At 73.6% G+C, this 19,988-nt stretch carries 6 protein-coding genes; 5 read left to right on the forward strand and 1 reads right to left on the reverse strand.

From position 1 onward, the window contains the following. The coding region (locus tag LO762_RS07900; protein WP_230613631.1) for a heterodisulfide reductase-related iron-sulfur binding cluster at positions 1 to 238 on the forward strand (238 nt) is incomplete at its 5' end. 145 nt (positions 239 to 383) lie between these two features. Here the strand turns inward: LO762_RS07900 and LO762_RS07905 are convergent. After that, positions 384 to 1,328, reverse strand: a complete 945-nt coding sequence (locus LO762_RS07905; protein WP_230613633.1) for a methionyl-tRNA formyltransferase — start codon at positions 1,326 to 1,328, stop codon at positions 384 to 386. A gap of 116 nt (positions 1,329 to 1,444) precedes the next feature. Between LO762_RS07905 and LO762_RS07910 the strand changes: the two genes are divergently transcribed. The 4 genes from LO762_RS07910 to LO762_RS07925 all read left to right on the forward strand — a co-directional run bounded on the left by LO762_RS07910 (position 1,445) and on the right by LO762_RS07925 (position 19,941). Next, entirely contained in the window at positions 1,445 to 2,761 is a 1,317-nt protein-coding gene (locus LO762_RS07910; protein WP_230613635.1) for a lysine N(6)-hydroxylase/L-ornithine N(5)-oxygenase family protein, read from the forward strand. 181 nt (positions 2,762 to 2,942) lie between these two features. After that, positions 2,943 to 3,962, forward strand: coding sequence for an ABC transporter substrate-binding protein (locus tag LO762_RS07915; protein ID WP_230613637.1), 1,020 nt, complete (start codon positions 2,943 to 2,945; stop codon positions 3,960 to 3,962). Positions 3,963 to 4,015: 53 nt separating this feature from the next. Further along, positions 4,016 to 19,732, forward strand: coding sequence for a non-ribosomal peptide synthetase (locus LO762_RS07920; protein ID WP_230613639.1), 15,717 nt, complete (start codon positions 4,016 to 4,018; stop codon positions 19,730 to 19,732). Then, positions 19,729 to 19,941 carry an MbtH family protein gene (locus LO762_RS07925; protein ID WP_230613640.1) on the forward strand — a complete coding sequence of 71 codons (213 nt, stop codon included), beginning with the start codon at positions 19,729 to 19,731 and terminating at the stop codon, positions 19,939 to 19,941. Before LO762_RS07920 ends, LO762_RS07925 begins: the two co-directional genes overlap by 4 nt. The last annotated feature ends 47 nt before the right edge of the window (positions 19,942 to 19,988 follow it).

Consider the following 19,988-nt stretch of genomic DNA (forward strand, 5'->3'; position numbering starts at 1 on the left):
CGCCCGGATGTGGATGGAAGAGCGGATCGGCAAGCGCATCAACACCGAACGCGTCGATGAGGCCCTGGAGACCAACCCCGACACCGTGTCGACAGCGTGCCCGTTCTGCCTGGTGATGCTCGGCGACGCCATCAACGAGAAGAAGTCCGCGGGAGAAGCGAAAGAGACCCTGGAAGTCGTCGACGTCGCCCAACTCCTCATCAAATCCATCAAGGGCGAAGTCCCGGCCGCTTCCTAGCCGTGACCGCGCGGCGGTGAGCACCAGACCCGTCGCGTGAGAGCTCAGTCAAGGCCCGGTTCCGGACATGCTCCGGTACCGGGCCTTCGCGTTGAGGCGGGCCGTCCTGCCGTGGAGCGGTGACGGGGGACGGCCGGGCCCGGCGTCAGGGCTCGCGGGTGAGATAGCCGCCCATCACGGTGAACAGCTCGGTGGCGGGCAGCTCGGTGCCGTCGTCCAGCCGGACGCGCTCGATGACGAGCCCGTGGCTGCGGCCGCGCCGCGCCTCGGCGCCCGCGACGATGACGACGCCGTCGCCCTCGCGGATGAAGACACGGCCGGGCGTGCCGCCGTAGACGCCCTCCGACAGCGACGCCTTCAGCACCCGGACACGCTGCCCCTTGTAGTGGGTGAAGGCGTTCGGGTACGGGTCGGACTGGGCGCGGACGAGGCGTTCGATGTCCTCGGCGAGCCAGGTCCAGTCGATCTTGCTGTCCTCGATCGAGCGCTTGTGGAAGAAGTTCGCCCGCGCGCGGTCCTGCGGCGTCAGCTCGGCGGTGCCCGACGCGATGCGCTCCAGCGCCTCGGTGACGATCGGGCCGATGAGGTCCACCGTGCGGTGGAACAGGTCCGTCGCGGTGTCCTTCGGGCCGACGGTGATGGCCTTCTGCACGACGATGTCACCCGCGTCGAGCTCGGCGTCCATCATGTGCGCCGTGACGCCCACCTCCTTCTCGCCGTTGATGAGCGCCCAGATGAGCGGGGAGAAGCCCGCGTACTTCGGCAGCAGCGAGTCGTGCACGTTGAGCGTCCCGTGCTTGGGCAGGGTGAAGATCTCCGGCGGGATCCAGGTGCGCCAGTTGTTGGCGACGATGAGGTCGGGCTCGGCCTCCTTGAGCGCGACGGCGAGCTCGTCGTCCGGCCGGTTCTTCAACACCGTCGGGACGCCGTGCGCGTGCGCGAGGTCGGCCACCGAGTCGCTCCAGATGCGCTCGTAGGCGTGGTCGCTCTGGGGGTGGGTGACGGCGAGGACGACGTCGTGCCCGGAGTCCAGCAGGGCTTGGAGGGTGCGGTGTCCCCAGGTCTGGTAGCCGAACATCACGACCCGCATCAGGGCTCTCCTTGTGGGGGGGATCAAGTAAAGGTTACGCTCCTATATTAGGTGAGCCTAACCTAACAAGAGTTTCGGCTCCACCATGGATCCCCCCTTTCCCGAAAGGCATTGTCATGCCCACTCCCGACCGGCACGTCCACGACCTCGTCGGCATCGGCTTCGGACCGTCCAACCTGGCGCTCGCCATCGCGCTGCGGGAGCGCGAGGAGCGCACCGGCGAGCGGATCGACGCGGTGTTCCTGGAGAAGCAGCACGCGTTCGGCTGGCACCGCGGCATGCTCCTGGAGGGCACGACGATGCAGGTCTCCTTCCTGAAGGACCTGGTCACGCTGCGGAATCCGGCGAGCGGGTTCAGCTTCCTCAGCTACCTCAAGGACCGCGGCCGGATGGTGGACTTCATCAACCACAAGACGATGTTCCCCTCCCGGATGGAGTTCCACGACTACCTGGAGTGGGCGGCTGCGCCGTTCACCGACCAGGTCGAGTACGGCGCCGAGGTCGTCGCGGTGACTCCCGTCACGGTGGACGGCGCGGTGGAGTACCTCGACGTGGTGGTCCGCCAGGACGGCGACGAACTGAGCACCCGCCGCACCCGGAACCTCGTCGTCGCGGTCGGCCTCGAACCGGTGCTGCCGGACGGCCTCGTCCGCGACGAGCGGGTGTGGCACAGCGAGGAGCTGCTGCACAGGCTGCCGGGCGTGCGGGACCCGCGCAGGTTCGTTGTGGTCGGCGCCGGGCAGAGCGCCGCCGAGGTCACCGACCACCTGCACGGCACGTTCCCGGACGCCGAGGTGTGCGCGGTGTTCGCCAAGTACGGCTACACGCCCGCCGACGACAGCCCGTTCGCGAACCGCATCTTCGACTCCGCCGCCGTGGACCACTGGTTCGACGCCCCCGAGCAGGTGAAAGAGAGCCTGCGCACCTACCACTCGTCCACGAACTACTCGGTGGTGGACCTCGAACTCATCGAGGAGCTGTACCGCAAGCACTACCAGGAGAAGGTCCAGGGCCGGGAGCGGCTGCGCATCCTCAACACCTCGCGCCTCGTGGACGTCACCAGGGGCGCCGACGGGGTGCGCGCGACCGTCGAGCACCTGGTGAGCGGCGAGCGCGCGGTACTGGAGGCCGACGTGCTCGTCTGCGCCACCGGCTACCGGCCCGGCGACCCGGCGACGCTGCTGGGCGCGACGGGCGAGCTGTGCGAGCGGCTGCCCTCGGGCGCGCTGCGGATCGAGCGCGACTACCGGATCGCCACGTCCGACCTGCTGCGCTGCGGCGTCTACGTGCAGGGCGCGACCGAGCACACGCACGGCCTGACCTCGACACTGCTGTCGAACACCGCGGTCCGGGCCGGCGAGATCGTCGAGGCCGTCGCGGTGCGGCTGCGCGACGGCGGGCGCGCCACCGGCGCCTACGCGCTCTCCGGCTGACCTGTTTCGGCCACCCCCTTTTTTTTCGGCCGCGCACTATCGACGTCCCGTGACGCCGGTGCCACCCTGCGCGGCCTTCTGTGGGGCACCCCGCGTTGATGATTAGGTAAGCCTTACCTTAGTATCGCCATGATCGACGGCCGGCGCCCGACGTCGGCCGGTTCCCCCGAAGAGGACGCAGATGCCCCACGCTTCCCCGTTGTTCCGCCGGATGGCCGCCCTCGCGGTCGCCCTGGCGCTGCCCCTGGCCCTGACGGCCTGCGGCTCGGACTCCGCCGACGAGCCCGCCGCCACCGGCACCCCCACCCCCGCCGCGGCGGCGTTCCCCGTGACGGTGGAGCACCTGCATGGTTCGACGACGGTGGACAAGGCGCCGGAGCGGATCGTGACGATCGGGCTGTCGGACCACGAGCCGGTCCTGGCACTGGGGTACAAGCCCGTCGGAGTCACCGACTGGTTCGAACGCAAACCCTTCACCGACTGGCCCTGGGCCAAGGACGCCTGGGGCGACACCGAACCCGAAATCCTCGGCCTCCGCGAAGACGGCGTCAAGGTGGAGAAGCTCGTCGCGTTGAAGCCGGACCTGATCTTCGCGATGTACTCCGGCATCCAGAAGGACAACTACGACCAGCTCTCCCAGATCGCCCCCGTCATCGCCCAACCCAAGGACCACGACCCCTACGCCGCCCCGTGGCAGGACTACACCCTGCTGGCCGGCAAAGCCCTGGGCGTGGAGCAGAAGGCCAAGGACCTCATCCAGAACATCGCCGACCGGTTCACCCAGGCCCGCAAGGACAACCCCCAATGGGGCACCCTGACGGCGGTGGCCGCCGACTCCTTCAAGGCGGGCCAGTACTCGGCGTTCCAGAAGGGCGACCCCAAGTCCGCGTTCCTGGCCGACCTCGGCTTCCAGATCCCCGAAGAGATCACCAAGAAGGCAGGCCAGTCCAACGTCGCCGAATTCGGATCCGAAGGGTTGAACATCCTGGAAGTCGACCGGCTCGTCTGGCTCACCACCGGCACCGAACCCCACGGACGCATCAAGAACGACGCCGTCTACAAGGAACTGAAGGTCGCCAAGGAAGGCCGCGACCTCTTCCTCACCTACCAAGACCCACCCATCGGCGCCGCCCTGTCCTTCAACACCGTCCTGTCGATCCCCTACGCCATCGACCAGGTCGTCCCCCTCATCAAGAAGTAACCAGCCGACCCCCCTCGGATTGATCCCCCCCGCGAAAGGCTCAGGTAGTTACGGTGTTCAGTGATGGGTTCGCGCTGCCGCTGACCGGGGCGCAGACCGGAATCTGGCTCGCCCAGCAGATCGAGCCGGACAGCCCGGCCTACAACCTCGGCTGCTACCTGGACCTCACCGCGCGGGACGGAGAACTGCCCGACGTGCCGCGACTCGCCGTCGCCGCGCGCCGGGCGGTCCTGGAGGCCGAGAGCCTCCACGTCGTCGTGGCGGAGGAGGACGGCGCACCCGTCCAGCGCCTCCGCCACGACCCCGACTGGACGCCCCTCGTCGTCGACCTGTCCGGCGCGGACGACCCGGAGGCGGCGGCGCACGCGTGGATGCGCGCCGAGTTCGCCACGGTCGCCGACCTGGAGCACGGCCCGCTGTTCGCGCACGCCCTCGTTGTGCTCGGCCCGGACCGGGTGTTCTGGTACCAGCGGTACCACCACCTCGTCACCGACGGCGCGGGCGTCATCCAGCTGATGCTGCGGGCCGCCCAGCACTACAACGGCGAGGACGCGCCCGTCCCGCCGGGCTGGGCGGTGCGGGACATCGTCGGCGGCGACACCGGCTACCGGACGTCGCACGAGTACACCGACGACCGCGCGTACTGGCACACCGACCTCGCGGGCCTCCCGGACGAGCCCGCGCGGCTCGTCCCCTGCCCGCCCGAGCGCGCGCGCCGGATCATCCAGCACACCCTCGACCTGCCGCCCGAGCGGACCGCCGACCTGCGGGCCGCCGCGGCCGCCACGGGCACCCGGTTCTCGCGGCTCCTCATCGCGGCCGTCGCGGCCTACACGCACCGCGCGACCGGCGAGCGCGACATCGTGCTCGGCCTGCCGATGACGGGCCGCACGGACGCCGCGCTGTTCCAGACCACCGGGTTCCTCTCGAACGTGCTGCCGCTGCGGCTGCGGCTCGACCCCGGCACCACGCCCGCCGCGCTGCTGGCGCAGGTGGCCGAGCGGGTCCGGAGCATGCGCGGCCACTCCCGCTACCGGGGCGAGGAGCTGGCCCGCGACCTGGGCCGCTCGGACGGCCTGCGGGCGCTCACCGGGCCGTCCGCCAACGTCATGCCGTTCCACCTGTTCCCGCACTTCGGCGGGCTGGGCATGCGGCCGGTCTTCCTGTCGATGGGCCCGGTGGACGACCTCTCGGTGCTCGTCTACGACCAGCCCGAGGGGCTCGGCACCCGGATCGACCTGTTCGCCGACGCGGCGGTCTGCACCGAGGACGAGCTCGCCGCGCACGGCCGCCGCTTCCGCACCGTGCTCGACGCGCTCGTCACGGGGTCCGACCGGCCGTTGGCGCTGCTCGACCTCGCCGACCCGGCCGAACGCGCGGACGTCGCGCGGTTCGCGGACCCGGCCGCCGCCGCCGGGACCGCGGCGCCGCCGCCCGAGTGGGAGCTGACCTGGCCCGAGGCGTTCGAGCTGCGCGTCGCCGAACGGCCGGACGCGCCCGCGGTCGTCTGCGAGTCCGAGCGGCTCACCTACGCCGAGCTGAACGCGCGCGCCAACCGGCTCGCCCGGCTGCTGCGCGCCCGGGGCGTGCGGGACGAGGACGTGGTGGCGGTCGCGCTGCCGCGCTCGCTCGACCTCGTCGTCGCGCTGCTCGGCGTGATGAAGGCGGGTGCCGCGTACCTGCCGCTCGATCTTGACCATCCGGCCGACCGCGTCGCCTACATGGTGGCGGACGCGGGCGCGCGGCTCGCCGTGTCGGTGGGCGCGCTCGCCGACACGCTGCCGCTGCCCGCCCTCGCGCTGGACGACCCGGCGACGGCGGCCGAACTCGCCGCGCAGGACCCGGCCGACCTGCCGACCGACTTCCCGCTCGACCGTGCCGCGTACGTCATCTACACCTCGGGCTCGACCGGACGGCCCAAGGGCGTCGTGCTGTCCCACGACGGCGTCGGAAGCCTGATGGCGACGGCCGTCGAGCGGATCGGGATCACCGCGGACAGCCGCGTCGCGCAGTTCGCGTCGGTCGGCTTCGACGTGACCGTCTGGGACCTCGTCATGTCGCTGTGCGTGGGCGGCACCGCCATCGTCGTGCCGACCGAGCGGCGCGTCGCCGGGCCCGAACTCACCGGGTACCTGGCCGAGCACCGGGCCACCCACATGATCCTTCCGCCGTCGCTGGTGGCGGCGCTGCCCGCCGACTGCGAGCTGCCCGAAGGCGCCGTGCTCATCGTCGGCACCGAGACCGTGCCGTCCGAGCTCATCGCCCGGTGGGGGCGGCGGCTCCAGGTCGTCGTCGCCTACGGGCTCACCGAGGCGACGGTGAACTCGACGCTGTGGCTCGCCGACCCCGACTGGGCAGGGCCCGTCCCCATCGGCGTGCCCGACCCCGGCACCCGCTGCTATGTCCTGGACTCCGCGCTGCGGCCGGTGCCGCCCGGCGCCGTCGGCGAACTGTACGTGTCCGGGCGGGGGCTCGCGCGCGGCTACCTGGGCCGTCCGGGGCTGACCGCCGAGCGGTTCGTCGCCGATCGGTACGGGCCGCCCGGATCCCGGATGTACCGGACCGGCGACCGGGCCCGCTGGCGTGCCGACGGGAACATCGACTTCCTCGGCCGCGGCGACGGCCAGCTGAAGATCCGCGGCTTCCGGATCGAGCCCGCCGAGGTCGAGAGCGTCCTCATGGCGCACCCCGACGTCGCGCAGGCCGCCGTGATGGCGCGCGCCGACCACCGGAACGTGAAGCGGCTCGTCGCCTACGTGACCGGCGCGCCCGGCCTGGACGCCGCGGACGTGCGGCGGCTGGCGGCCGAGACGCTGCCCGAGCACATGGTGCCCGGCACGATCGTCGTGCTGGACGGCGCGCTTCCGCTCACCCCGAACGGCAAGCTCGACCGGCGGGCGCTGCCCGAGCCGGACTGGACGGCGCGCGGCGCGTCCGCCCCGCCCCGCACGCCCGCCGAGCACGCGGTCGCGGCGATCTTCGCGGAGCTGCTCGGGCTGCCCGAGGTCGGCGCGCACGACAGCTTCTTCGAGCTGGGCGGCGACAGCATCAGCGCGATCCAGCTCGTCAACCGGGCCCGCCGCGCCGGGCTCACCCTCACCCCCCGCGACGTCTTCCGGCTGCGCACCGTCGCGTCCCTGGCCGCCGCCGGTTCCGCCGCCGCGCCCGACGCTGTCGCGCACGACCCGGGCACCGGCACCGTCGCGCCGACCCCCGTCATCCGCTGGCTGCGCGCCCTGAACGGCCCGATCGACGGCTACCACCAGTCCGTCACCGTCCAACTCCCGCCGGGCCTCCGCCCCGACACCCTCACCGCCGCCCTCCAGGCCCTCCTCGACCACCACGGCATGCTCCGCGCCCGCCTCGACCCCACCGACTGGACCCTCCACGTCCCCTCCCCCGGCGCGGTACACGCCCCCGACCTCCTCACCCGCCTCCCCCTCGATCCCGCAGCGACTCCGGAGGCGGCCGGGGACGGTTCGCCGGGGCGGACCGACACCCGTGCGGCCGCCGAAAGCGGAGCGCCCGGCACCGGGCCGGATCAGGCCGGACCGCTGGGACGGGCCGACACGCACCCGATCGGGGACACCGACTCGTCCGGCGCGGGAGCGGACATCGCGGGGCAGTGGGGACCGCGCGGGACCGATGGGGCGTGGGCGGCCGCAGTGGCCGAGGCTCGGGCGCTCGCGGTGGCGGGGCTTGATCCGTGGGGCGGGGTGATGGTGCGGGCGGTCTGGCTGGACGCCGGGGCGGACGCGCCGGGGCTGCTCGTGCTCGTCGGGCACCACCTTGTGGTGGACGGCGTGTCTTGGCGGGTGCTGCTGTCGGACCTCGCCGAGGCTGCCGGCGCGCTCGAAGCGGGCGGCGCGGTGCGGCTGCCGCCGGTCGCGACGTCGTTCGGACGCTGGTCGGAACTGCTCGCGGCCGACGTGCCGGAGCGCCGGTCCGAGCTGGCGCACTGGGCCGAGGCCGTCGCGGAGGTGCCCGACCTCGGGCTCGCGGCGCTCGACCCGGCCGTGGACACCGTCGCGACGGAGCGGACGCTGACCGTCTCGCTGCCCGTCGAGGAGACGGCGCCGCTGCTGGGCGAGGTGCCCGCCGCCTACCACGGCCAGGTGAACGACGTCCTCCTGACGGCGCTCGCCGTCGCCGTCACGCGGTGGCGCGGGACGTCCAGCGTCGTCGTCGACCTCGAAGGGCACGGCCGCGAGGAGGAGCGGGTGGCGGGAGCCGCCGACCTGTCGCGGACCGTCGGCTGGTTCACCACCGTGTTCCCGGTGCGGCTCGCGCCGGGCGAGGTGGACTGGGCGGACTTCACCGCGGGCGGCGCCGCCGTCGGCGGGGCGCTCAAGCGCGTCAAGGAGCAGCTGCGCGCGGTGCCCGCGGCCGGGCTCGGCTTCGGTTCGCTGCGCCACCTCGACCCCGAGGCGGCGCTCACCGGCGGGACGCCGCCGATCCTGTTCAACTACCTGGGCCGGTTCCGGACCGGCGCGGGCGCCGACTGGCAGCCCGCCGCCGGGCTCGACCCGCTCGCCGCGGGCCGCGACCCCGGCATGCCGTTCGGCCACGCGCTCGAAGTCAACGCCGTCGTCCAGGACGGCCCGGCCGGGCCCGTGCTCAGCGCCACCCTCTCGTGGCCGGGCCGGGTGCTCGACGCGGTGTCCGCCGCCGAGCTCGCCGAACTGTGGATCGCGGCGCTGCGCGGCCTCGCCGCGCACCGGGAGGGGCGCGGGCACACCCCGTCGGACTTCCCGCTCGTCACGCTCGGCCAGGACGACGTGGACGCGCTGGAGGCGACCGTCGGCCCGCTCGCCGACGTGCTGCCCGCGACCCCGCTCCAGCAGGGCCTGTTCTTCCACACGCTGTTCGGCGACGCGTTCTCCGACGTGTACACGGTGCAGCAGATCATCGAGCTGACCGGCGCGGTGGACCCCGAGGCGGTGCGGCGTGCCGTGCAGGGGCTCGCGGACCGGCATCCGGCGCTGCGCGCCGCCTTCCACCACGCCGACGACCGGCTCGTCCAGGTCGTCCCGGAACGTGCGGAAGTGCCGTGGCAGGTCGTCGACGGCGACGCGGACGCCGCGCGGCTGATCGCCGCGCGGGAGGCCGGGCTGCCGTTCGACCTCGACGCGCCGCCGCTGATGCGGGCGGCGCTGGTGCGCGACACCGGCAGGGCGCACCTCGTGCTCACCCTGCACCACCTCATCGCCGACGGCTGGTCGGTGCCGCTCATCCTGCGCGACCTGCTGGACGCGCCCGACACGCCGGTGGACCCGGCGAGCGGCCTGCCCGCCTTCCAGCGCTACCTCGCCTGGCTCGCCGGGCGTGACACCGACGCGGCCCGCGCGGCCTGGCGGGACGCGCTGGCCGGGCTGGACGAGCCGACGCTGGTGGCCGGGCCGTCCCGGCAGGAGGCTTCAGGCCCGTTCGCCGAGGCCGACGCGGCGCTCTCGCCCGAGGCGACGGCTCAACTCACCAGCTGGGCCCGCGCCAACGGCCTGACCCTGGGCACCCTGGTCCAGGGCGCGTGGGGCCTGCTGCTCGGCCGGATCACCGGCCGCCGCGACATCGTGTTCGGCACCACCGTGTCCGGCCGCCAGGCCGACGTGGACGGCGTGGAGTCGCTCGTCGGCCTGCTGGTGAACACCGTGCCGGTCCGCGTCACGTGGCGTCCCGAGGACCGCCCGGCCGACCTCCTGGCCCGCCTCCAGGACGCGCAGACCGACCTGCTCGACCACCAGCACCTCGGCCTCACCGAGGTCCAGCGCCTCTCGGGCCTGGGCGACGCCCTGTTCGACACCCTTGTCGCCGTCGAGAACTACCCGGCCCCCGGCGCCCTCCGCAGCAGCGACGGCTCCGTCGAGATCACCGGCCTCGACGTCCGCGACGGCAGCCACTACCCCCTGTCCCTCACCGCCCTCCCCGGCGAAACCCTCCGCCTCCGCCTCGACTACGACACCACCCGCTTCCCCCAAGAAACCGCCACCCACCTCACCACCGCCCTCACCCTCCTTCTCACCGCCCTCCCCACCAACCCCCCCGTCAGCCACATAGACCTCCTCCCCCCACCCACCCTCAAAACCGCCACCCTAACCGGCCCCACCCACCCCCTCCCCCACACCACCCTCACCACCCTCCTCACCACCCAAGCCACCCAAACCCCCACCGCCCCCGCCATCCTCCTAGCCACCCCTGAACCCCACAACACTGCCAACAGCAACGAACTAGCCACCGCCAAGATCTTGCACTCCGGCGCCCGCACCCCGGAACTAGCCAGCGACAAGATACTGCGTTCCGCCACTTCCAACCCAGAACCAGCCACCGACAAGACCTCGCCTTCCGACCGCGCCAGCTCGAACGCGGGCAAGGCGGCCAGCGCCTCCCAGGACGCACCCGGCGCGGAACTAGCCAGCGACAAGACCTCGCATGGCGGGCAGCACGGGGTGTCTTGGCTTTCTTATGGGGAGTTGGAGGAGAGGGCGGAGGGGCTGGCTCGGCGGCTTGCTGGGTTGGGGGTTGGGCCTGGGGGGTTTGTGGCGGTGGCGGTGCCTCGGTCGTTGGAGCTGATGGTGGGGCTTGTGGGGGTGTTGAAGGCTGGGGCGGCTTATGTGCCGTTGGATGTGGACTATCCGGCTGAGCGGCTGGCGTTCATGTTGGCGGACAGTGGGGCCAAGGCGGTGGTGACGCTCAGTGGGATCGAGTTGCCTGGGGATGTGGCCCGGGTTGAGCTTGATGTGGCGTTTGACGGGGCTGAGGGGGAGCCTCGGGAGGCGCTGCCGGAGGATCCGGCGTATCTGATCTACACGTCGGGGTCCACCGGGACGCCGAAGGGTGTTGTGGTGACGCACGCGGCGATCACGGCGCATCTGGCGTGGGCGCAGGGCGAGTTCCCGATGGGCGCGCGGGACCGGATGCTGCAGCAGGCGTCGGCGAGCTTCGACGCGTCGGTGTGGCAGCTGTTCTGGCCGCTGTGCGCGGGCGGCGCCGTCGTCCTGGCCGAGCCGGGCGGGCAGTTCGACCCGCTCTACCTCGCGGGCGCCATCCGCGACCACGAGGTGACGGTCCTGGACATCGTGCCGTCGATGATCCACGCGTTCACCGAGACACCAGAACTTGTCAGTGACAAGACGTGGGCGTCGTCGCTGCGCCGGGTCTTCGGCGGCGCGGAGGCGCTCACCGACGCCGTCGCCGCGCGCTGGCGCGACCTCGCCGGGGTGCCCGTGGACAACTGCTACGGGCCGACCGAGGCGACGATCCAGGTCACCTGGTGGGACGGGCACGAGCCGTCCGGCGGCGCGGGCGTCCCCATCGGACGGCCCGTGTGGAACACCAGGCTGCTCGTCCTGGACGCGTGTCTGCGGCACGTGCCCGACGGGATCCCCGGCGAGCTGTACATCGCCGGGGCCCAGCTCGCGCTCGGCTACCACCGCCGTCCCGGCCTCACCGCCGACCGGTTCGTCGCCGACCCGTACGGGCCGCCCGGATCCCGCATGTACCGGACCGGCGACCTGGTGCGCCGCCGCCCCGACGGCGCGCTCGACTACGTGGGCCGGGTGGACGACCAGGTCAAGATCCGCGGCAACCGGGTCGAGCTGGGCGAGGTCGAGGCGCGGATCGCGGCGCTGCCCGGCGTGGCCCGCGCCGTCGCCGTCACCGCGGGCCAGGGCGCCGCGCTGCGCCTCGTCGGCTACGCGGTGCCCGAACCGGGCGTGACGCTCGACGGGAACGCGCTGCGTGAGGAGTTGGCCGCGCGGGTGCCCGCGCCGATGCTGCCGAGCGCCCTCGTGGTGCTGCCCGCGCTGCCGCTCACCCCGAACGGCAAGGTGGACCGGGCGGCGCTGCCCGTGCCCGCGCCGACCCGGCGCGCGGTGCGGGAGCCCGGCACCGAGCGCGAGCGGCTGCTGTGCGGCATCTTCGCCGAGGTGCTCGGCACCGATGTCGGCGTCGATGACGACTTCTTCGCGCTGGGCGGCGACAGTATCGCGTCGATCACGGTGTCCAGCCGGGCCCGCCGGGCGGGGCTGCCGCTGAGCCCGCGCGACGTGTTCGCGCTCCGCACGCCGGGCGCGCTCGCCGCCCTGGAGGCGGCCGAGGAGTCGATCGTGTCCGGCGAGCTGCTCGCCCTCACCGACGACGAACTCGCCAGGGTGAGGGAAACCGCCGGGGGCCCGGTCGCGGACGTGTGGCCGCTGTCCCCGCTCCAGGAGGGCATCCACTTCCACGCGAGCTTCGACACCACCGCCGTGGACGTCTACACCTCGCAGGACGTGTTCGAGTTCGCGGCTCCGCTGGACGCCGAGCGCCTCCGCACCGCCTGCGCGAGCCTGCTGGCGCGCAATCCCTCGCTGCGCGCGGGCTTCACGGGCGAGGGCCTGTCCGGCACCGTCCAGTTCGTCGCCGACGACCTGGCGCCGCCACTCCGCGTCGTTGATCTGTCCGGATTGTCCCCGGCCGAGCGGGACGAACGGGTTTCCGCCCTGCTGGCACAGGACCGCACCACACGGTTCGACCTGGCCGCGCCGCCCCTCATGCGGCTCCTCCTGCTGCGCCTCGGCGACCGGGACAGGCTCGTCGTCAGCCACCACCTGATCCTGTGGGACGGCTGGTCGGCGTGGCTGTTCCTGGAGCAGCTCTTCGCCCTCTACGAGAGCGCGGGCGACCCCACGGGCCTGCCCTCCCCCGGCTCCTACCGCGACTACCTGGCGTGGCTCGCCGGGCAGGACGCCGAAGCCGCGCGCGCGGCGTGGCGGCACGCCCTCTCCGGCCTGGACGAGCCGACCCTCGTCCGCCCGGACGACGACGGCCTGCACCCGGTCATCCCGGTCAACCTGGACGAGGTGCTCTCCGCCGAGACGGGCGGCGGCCTCCAAAGGGCCGCGCGGGAGAACGGCCTGACCCTCAACACGTTCATGAACGCCGCCTGGGGCCTCGTCCTGTCGGCGGCGGTCGGCGGGTCGGACGTCGTGTTCGGCGCTGCCGTCGCGGGCCGCCCGGTCGCGGTGCCGGACGTGGAGAACATCATCGGCATGTTCCTCAACACCGTCCCGGTGCGGGTCGCGCTCGACCCGGCCGAGACCGTCCGGGACCTGCTGCGCCGCCTCCAGGACGAGCGGGTCGCGCTGATACCGCACGAGTACCTCGGGCTCGGCGACCTCCAGCGGGAGAGCGGCCACCGCCGCCTGTTCGACACGCTCTTTGTGCTGCGGGACGCGGGCGGCGAGGAACGCGGCCTCCAGTTCACCGCAAGGCACGGCATCGTGGACGTCAGGGGCGTGGACGCCACGCACTACCCGCTCACCCTGATCATCACCCAGGGGTCGCGGCTGCGGGTGACGCTCTCCTACCGGCCCGACGTGTTCGCCGCCGAGGAGGCCGAGGCGCTGCTCACCCGCTTCACCTCGGTCCTGGATCTCCTGACGGCCGGGCTCGACGCGAAGGTCGGCACGCTCGACCTGCTGCTTCCCGCCGAGCGCGCGTCCGTCACCGCCGCGTGGGACGCCACCCGCCGCCCGCTCCCCGAGGCGACGATCGCGGAGCTGCTCGCCGAGCAGGCCGCCCGCACACCCGACGAGACGGCCCTGGTCTGCGGCGCCGAGCGGCTCACCTACGCGGAGCTGGACGCCAGGGTCAACCGGCTCGCCCGGCTGCTGCTGGCGCGCGGCGCGGCCCCGGAGCGGGTCGTCGCGCTGGCGCTGCCCCGCTCGACGGACATGGTCGTGGCGCTGTTCGCGGTGCTCCAGACCGGCGCCGCCTACCTGCCGCTCGACCTGGAGTACCCGGCCGACCGGCTGGAGTTCATGCTGGGCGACACCGACCCGGCGTGTGTGCTCACCACGTCCCGCGCGGCTGCGGCGCTGCCGGAGACGGCGGCCCCTGCCGTCCTCCTCGACGACCCGGACGTCGCGGCGGAGCTGGCGGCGCTGCCGTCCGGGCCGCTCGCCGACGCCGAGCGCCCCGGCTTCGCGCCCGGCCTCCCGCACCGGCTCGACCACCCCGCCTACGTGATCTTCACGTCGGGTTCGACCGGACGGCCCAAGGGCGTCGTCACCCCGTACCGGGGCCTGACGAACATGCAGTTCAACCACCGCGAGGCGATCTTCGCGCCGGCGATCGACGCGGCGGGCGGACGGCGGCTGCGGATCGCGCACACCGTGTCCTTCGCGTTCGACATGTCGTGGGAGGAGCTGCTGTGGCTGGTCGAGGGCCACGAGGTGCACGTCGCGGACGAGAACCTGCGCCGTGACGCCGAAGCCCTCGTCGCCTACGGGAACGAGCAGCGCATCGACGTCATCAACGTGACGCCGACCTACGCCCACCACCTCATCGACGAGGGCCTCCTGGACGGGCACCGGCCCCCGCTGGTCCTGCTCGGCGGCGAGGCCGTCTCCGAGCACGTGTGGACGACGCTCCGGGAGACCGAGGGCACCTTCGGCTACAACCTGTACGGGCCGACCGAGTACACGATCAACACGCTCGGCGCGTCCACCGGGGAGAGCGCGACGTCCACCGTGGGCCGTCCCATCTGGAACACCCGCGCGTACGTGCTGGACGCGGCGCTGCGGCCCGTCCCGCCGGGCACGCCGGGCGAGCTGTACATCGCGGGCGTCGGGCTGGCCCGCGGCTACCACCGGCGGCCGGACCTGACCGCCGCGGCGTTCGTCGCCGACCCGTTCGCGGCCGAGCCGGGCGCGCGGATGTACCGGACCGGCGACCTGGTGCGCCGCCGCCCCGACGGGCACCTCGACTTCCTCGGCCGCACCGACGACCAGGTGAAGATCCGCGGCTACCGGGTCGAACCCGCCGAGATCGCCACGGTCCTGGAGGACCACGACCTCGTCGCGCACGCGGCGGTCGTCGCGGACGGGTCAGGCGCGGTGAAGCGGCTCGTCGGCTACCTCGTGCCGCGCGACCCGGCGCCCGATCCGGAGGAGCTGGTGACGGTGCTGCGGCAGGCGCTCAAGTCGCGGCTGCCCGGCTACATGGTGCCCGCGGCGCTCGTCCCGGTGGACCGGCTGCCGCTCACCGTCAACGGCAAGCTCGACGTGCGGGCGCTGCCGAAGCCGGCGATCACCGCGGCCCGCGCGAGCCGCGCGCCGGAGACCGAGGCGGAGCGGGTGCTGTGCGCCCTGTTCGCCGAGCTGCTCGGCGCGGACCGGGTCGGCGTGGACGACGACTTCTTCGACCTGGGCGGGCACTCGCTGCTGGCGACCCGGCTGGTCGCGCGGGCGCGCGCCGCGCTCGGCGCGGACCTGGCGATCCGCGACCTGTTCGAGGCGCCGACCGTCGCGGAGCTGGCGGCCCGTGCGGCGGCGGCCGGGGACGGGCGGCGGCCCGAGCTGGTCCCGGTGCCGGAGCGGCCCGCCGAGCCGCCGCTGTCGTTCGCGCAGCAGCGGCTGTGGGTGATCGAGCAGCTCGAAGGCCCGAGCGCCCTCTACAACTTCCCCCTTGTGGTCCGCCTACGGGGTGCGCTGGACGTGTCCGCCTTCCACGACGCGCTCACGCACGTCATGGACCGGCACGAGGCGCTGCGCACCCTTATCCGGGACCGGGAGGGCCGCCCCTACCAGGACGTCCTTCCGGCCGGGCAGGCACGGCCCGTCCTGGACGTCGTGGAGGCGACCGAGGCGGGGCTCGACGCCGTGCTGGCGGCGGCGCTCGGCCGTCCCTTCGCGCTGGCCGAGGAACCGCCGCTGCGCGCCACGGTCGTCCGGCTCGGCCCGGACGACCACGTGGTGGCGCTGCTGCTGCACCACATCACGACCGACGAGTGGTCGGACGGGCCGTTCCTGCGCGACCTGTCCGTCGCGTACGCGGCGGTGCTGGAGGGCCGTGCGCCCGAGTGGGCGCCGCTTCCCGTCCAGTACGTGGACTACACGCTGTGGCAGCGGGAGCTGCTCGGCGACCGGACCGACCCCGAGAGCGTCGCCGCGCGGCAGCTCGCCTACTGGAGGCGGACCCTCGCGGGCGCGCCCGAGCAGCTCGAGCTGCCCACCGACCGGTCGCACCCGGCCCGGCCCAGCGCGGCGGGCGGCGAACTGCTCGTCGAGCTGCCCGCCGCCGACGGCCTGCGGCGGATCGCGCAGCGGACCGGCGCGAGCATGTTCATGGTGTGCCACGCCGCCGTCGCGGCGCTGCTGCACCGGCTCGGCGCGGGCGACGACCTGCCGCTGGGCGTGCCCGTCGCGGGCCGCGCCGACGGCGCGCTGGAGGAGCTCGTCGGGTTCTTCGTGAACACGCTCGTGCTGCGCGCCGACGTGTCCGGGAACCCGGCGTTCACCGACCTCGTGGGACGGGTCAGGGCCGACGCGCTCGCCGCGTTCTCACACCAGGACGTGCCGTTCGAGGCGGTCGTGGAGGAGGTCAACCCGGTCCGCTCGCCCGACCGGAACCCGCTGTTCCAGGTGATGGTCGGCTACCGGAACCGGGGCGCCGACGACTTCGGGCTCGCCGGGCTCGACGTGGTGCCGCAGCCCGTCGAAGCCCGCACGGCCAAGTTCGACCTGGTGCTCTCGTTCGTGGAGGACACCTCGGCCGGACGGCTCGGATGCGTCATCGAGTACCGCTCGGACCTGTTCGACCGGGCGTCCGTCGCGACCCTCGGACGGCGGCTCGCCACGCTGGTCGATGCCGTCGCGGCCGAGCCGGAGCGGCCCGTCGGCGGCATCGACGTGCTCACCGACGCCGAACGCGCCCTCGTCCTGGACGGGTTCAACCGGACCGCCCGTGACGTCGAAGAGGACACCATGATCGGCCTGTTCCGGCGCAGGCGCGCCGAGCGGCCGGACGCCGTGGCCATCGTGGACGGCTCCCGTACCGTCACCTACGCCGAACTCGACGCGCTGTCGGACCGGATGGCCAGGCTGCTGGCCCGGCGCGGGGTGCGGACCGAGAGCGTCGTCGGCGTCGCCGTGCCGCGCTCGGCCGAGATGGTCGCGGCGATGCTCGGCGCGGGCAAGCTCGGCGCCGCGTTCCTGCCGCTCGACCTCGCCCACCCGGCCGACCGGCTCGCCTACATGCTGGCCGACTCCCAGGCCGCCGTGGTCGTCGCGACCCAGCAGGTCGCGGGCAAGATCCCCGAGGCGCACGGCGTGACGGCGCTGCTCCTGGACGACCCGGACGTGGCCGTCGAGTTCGCCGGGATCGAGCCGGGCGGCCAGTTCCCGCCCGTCGCGCTCGACCACGCCGCCTACGTCATCTACACGTCGGGCTCGACCGGACGGCCCAAGGGCGTCGCGGTGCCGCACAAGGGCATCGGCAGCCTCGTCGCCACGGCGGTGGACCGGATGGGACTGAAGCCGGACAGCCGGGTGCTCCAGTTCGCCTCGATCGGCTTCGACGTGACGATCTTCGAGCTGTCCATGGCGCTCTGCTACGGCGGACGCCTCGTGCTCATCCCGGACGAGGCGCGCATGCCGGGCCCGGAGCTGACGGACTTCCTCGCCGCGCAGGAGATCACACACGCGATCCTGCCGCCGTCGCTCGTCGCGGCGCTCCCGCCCGGCTGCGACCTGCCGGAGGGCGCGACGGTGCTCGTCGGCACCGAGACGGTGCCGCCGGACGTCATCGAGCGCTGGGCCGGACGGCTCAACCTGCTCGCCGCGTACGGGCTCACCGAGGCGACGGTCAACTCGACGCTGTGGCCGTCCGAGCCCGGCTGGACCGGCGCCGTGCCGATCGGCGTGCCCGACCCGAACACCCGCGTGTACGTGCTGGACGCCCGGCTGCGCCCGGTGCCGCCCGGCGTCGTCGGCGAGCTGTACGTCTCCGGGCGAGGGCTCGCGCGCGGCTACCTGGGCCGTCCTGGCCTGTCCGCCGAGCGGTTCGTGGCGTGCCCGTTCGGCCCGCCCGGCGCCCGCATGTACCGGACCGGCGACCGGGCCCGCTGGCGCGCCGACGGGAACCTCGACTTCCTCGGCCGCGCCGACGACCAGGTGAAGATCCGTGGATTCCGGATCGAACCGGGCGAGATCGCCGGGGCGCTGACCCGGCACCCGGCCGTCAGCCAGGCAGCGGTGCTCGCCGACCGGAGCGGCCGCGAGGCGCGGCTCGTCGGCTACGCCGTCTGCCCGCCGGACGAGGCGGAGCGGGCGCCCGAGCCCGCCGAGCTGCGGGCGCACGTCGCGGCGCTGCTGCCGGACTACATGGTGCCCGCCGCCGTCGTCGTGCTGGACGGGCCGCTGCCGCTCACCCCGAACGGGAAGCTGGACCGGCGGGCGCTGCCCGCGCCCGACTGGTCGGCGCTCACCGGCGCGGACCGTCCGGCGACGGCGCTCCAGCGCACGCTCGCCGAGCTGTTCGCGGAGCTGCTCGACCTGCCCGGCGTCGGCGCGCACGACAACTTCTTCCAGCTCGGCGGGCACTCGATGTCGGCGATGCGGCTGCTCGGCAGGATCAGGGGCCGCCTCGACGCGGACCTGGCGCTGCGCGACATCTTCGACGCGCCGACCGTCGCGGAACTCGCCGACCGGCTCGGCGACGCGGCCGAGACGGGACGGCCCAGGCTGCGCCGGATCGAGCGGCCCGAAGCCCTACCGCTCGCGCCCGCGCAGGAATGGCAGTGGACGCGGTTCGCCTCCGGGCCGGAGCGGCCCGCCGACATGGCGTTCGCGCTGCGGCCGTCCGCCGGGTTCGACCCCGCCGCGCTGGCCGCCGCACTCGCCGACGTCGCCGCCAGGCACGAGCCGCTGCGCACGGTGTGCGACCCGTCCGGCGGCGGCGTCGTCCAGCGGTTGGCGGCGCTGGAGTTGGAGACGGTCCAGGTCGCCGACGTGGAGGCGGCGGTGCCCGTCCTGGCGGCCGAACGGCTCGACCTCGCGGCGCTCCCGCCGCTGCGGGCCCGGCTGCTCACCGACCCGTCCGGCGCGACCGCGCTGCTGCTGACGCTGCACTACATGGGCGTCGACGAGTGGTCGGTCGTGCCCCTGGCCGGTGATCTGGCCGCCGCCTACACCGCCCGCCTGCGCGGCGCGGCTCCCGAGCTGGCGCCCCTGCCCGTCGGGTACGCGGACTACACCGTGTGGGCGCACGAACTGGTCGCCTCGACGCAGGACGAGCAGCTCGCCTACTGGCGGGACGCCCTACGGGACGCGCCGCACGACCTCGCCCTGCCCTACGACAGGCCGCGCGCCGGGACGCCGGAGACGCGCGGCGCGTACGTCGAGTTCACCCTGGACGAGGCGCGGCACCGCGCCGTCGACGCGCTTGCGGCCCGCACCGGCACGAGCATGTTCATGGTGTTCCAGGCGGCGTTCGCCCTCCTGCTCACCGAGCACGGCGCGGGCACCGACCTGCCTATCGCGTCGCTGACGGCGGGCCGGACCGAGGAGGAGCTGACCGACCTCGTCGGCTGCTTCTTCAACACGGTGATCCTGCGCACCGACACGTCCGGCGAACCGGACTTCACCACGCTGCTCGCCCGCGTCCGCGCCGCCAACCTCGCCGCGCTCGACCACCAGGACGTCCCGTTCGACCGGGTCGCGCGGGAACTCGGCCTTGACGCGCCGCGCGCCATGGTCGTGCACCACGAGCAGGCCCGGATGAGCTCGTCGGCGGGCTTCGGCACCTTCACCTACGTGCCGACCGGCGCGCTCAACGCCGACCTCACGCTCAGCTTCTTCGAACCGCAGGGCGACGGGCCCGTCTCCTGCCTCCTGGAGTACGCGAGCGACCTGTTCGACCGGGCGACGGTCCAGCGCCTCGCCGACGGTCTCGTCACCATCCTCGACGGCGCGCTCGCCGCCCCGTCGGACCCCGAGAGGAACCCCGCATGAGCACCAACCCGTTCGACGACGCCGAAGGCAGCTTCCTCGTCCTGGTGAACGCCGAGAACCAGCACTCGCTGTGGCCGTCGTTCGCGGAGGTCCCGGCGGGCTGGACCGTCGTGTTCGGCCCCGACGCCAGGGACGCGGCGACCGCCTACGTCGAGGCGCACTGGACCGACCTGCGGCCCCGCTCCCTCGCCGAGGCGCTCGACGGCTGAAGCGCCCGTGGGTTCCTTCCGGTGTCCTCCCGGAAGGAACCCACGGG

This window comes from Actinocorallia sp. API 0066, assembly GCF_020991275.1.
Taxonomy (GTDB): domain Bacteria; phylum Actinomycetota; class Actinomycetes; order Streptosporangiales; family Streptosporangiaceae; genus Actinocorallia.

Coding starts and splice junctions, on each gene's coding strand:
- LO762_RS07905 (WP_230613633.1), bottom strand. CDS start 1,328: ATGCGGGTCGTGATGTTCGGCTACCAGACCTGGGGACACCGCACCCTC.
- LO762_RS07910 (WP_230613635.1), top strand. CDS start 1,445: ATGCCCACTCCCGACCGGCACGTCCACGACCTCGTCGGCATCGGCTTC.
- LO762_RS07915 (WP_230613637.1), top strand. CDS start 2,943: ATGCCCCACGCTTCCCCGTTGTTCCGCCGGATGGCCGCCCTCGCGGTC.
- LO762_RS07925 (WP_230613640.1), top strand. CDS start 19,729: ATGAGCACCAACCCGTTCGACGACGCCGAAGGCAGCTTCCTCGTCCTG.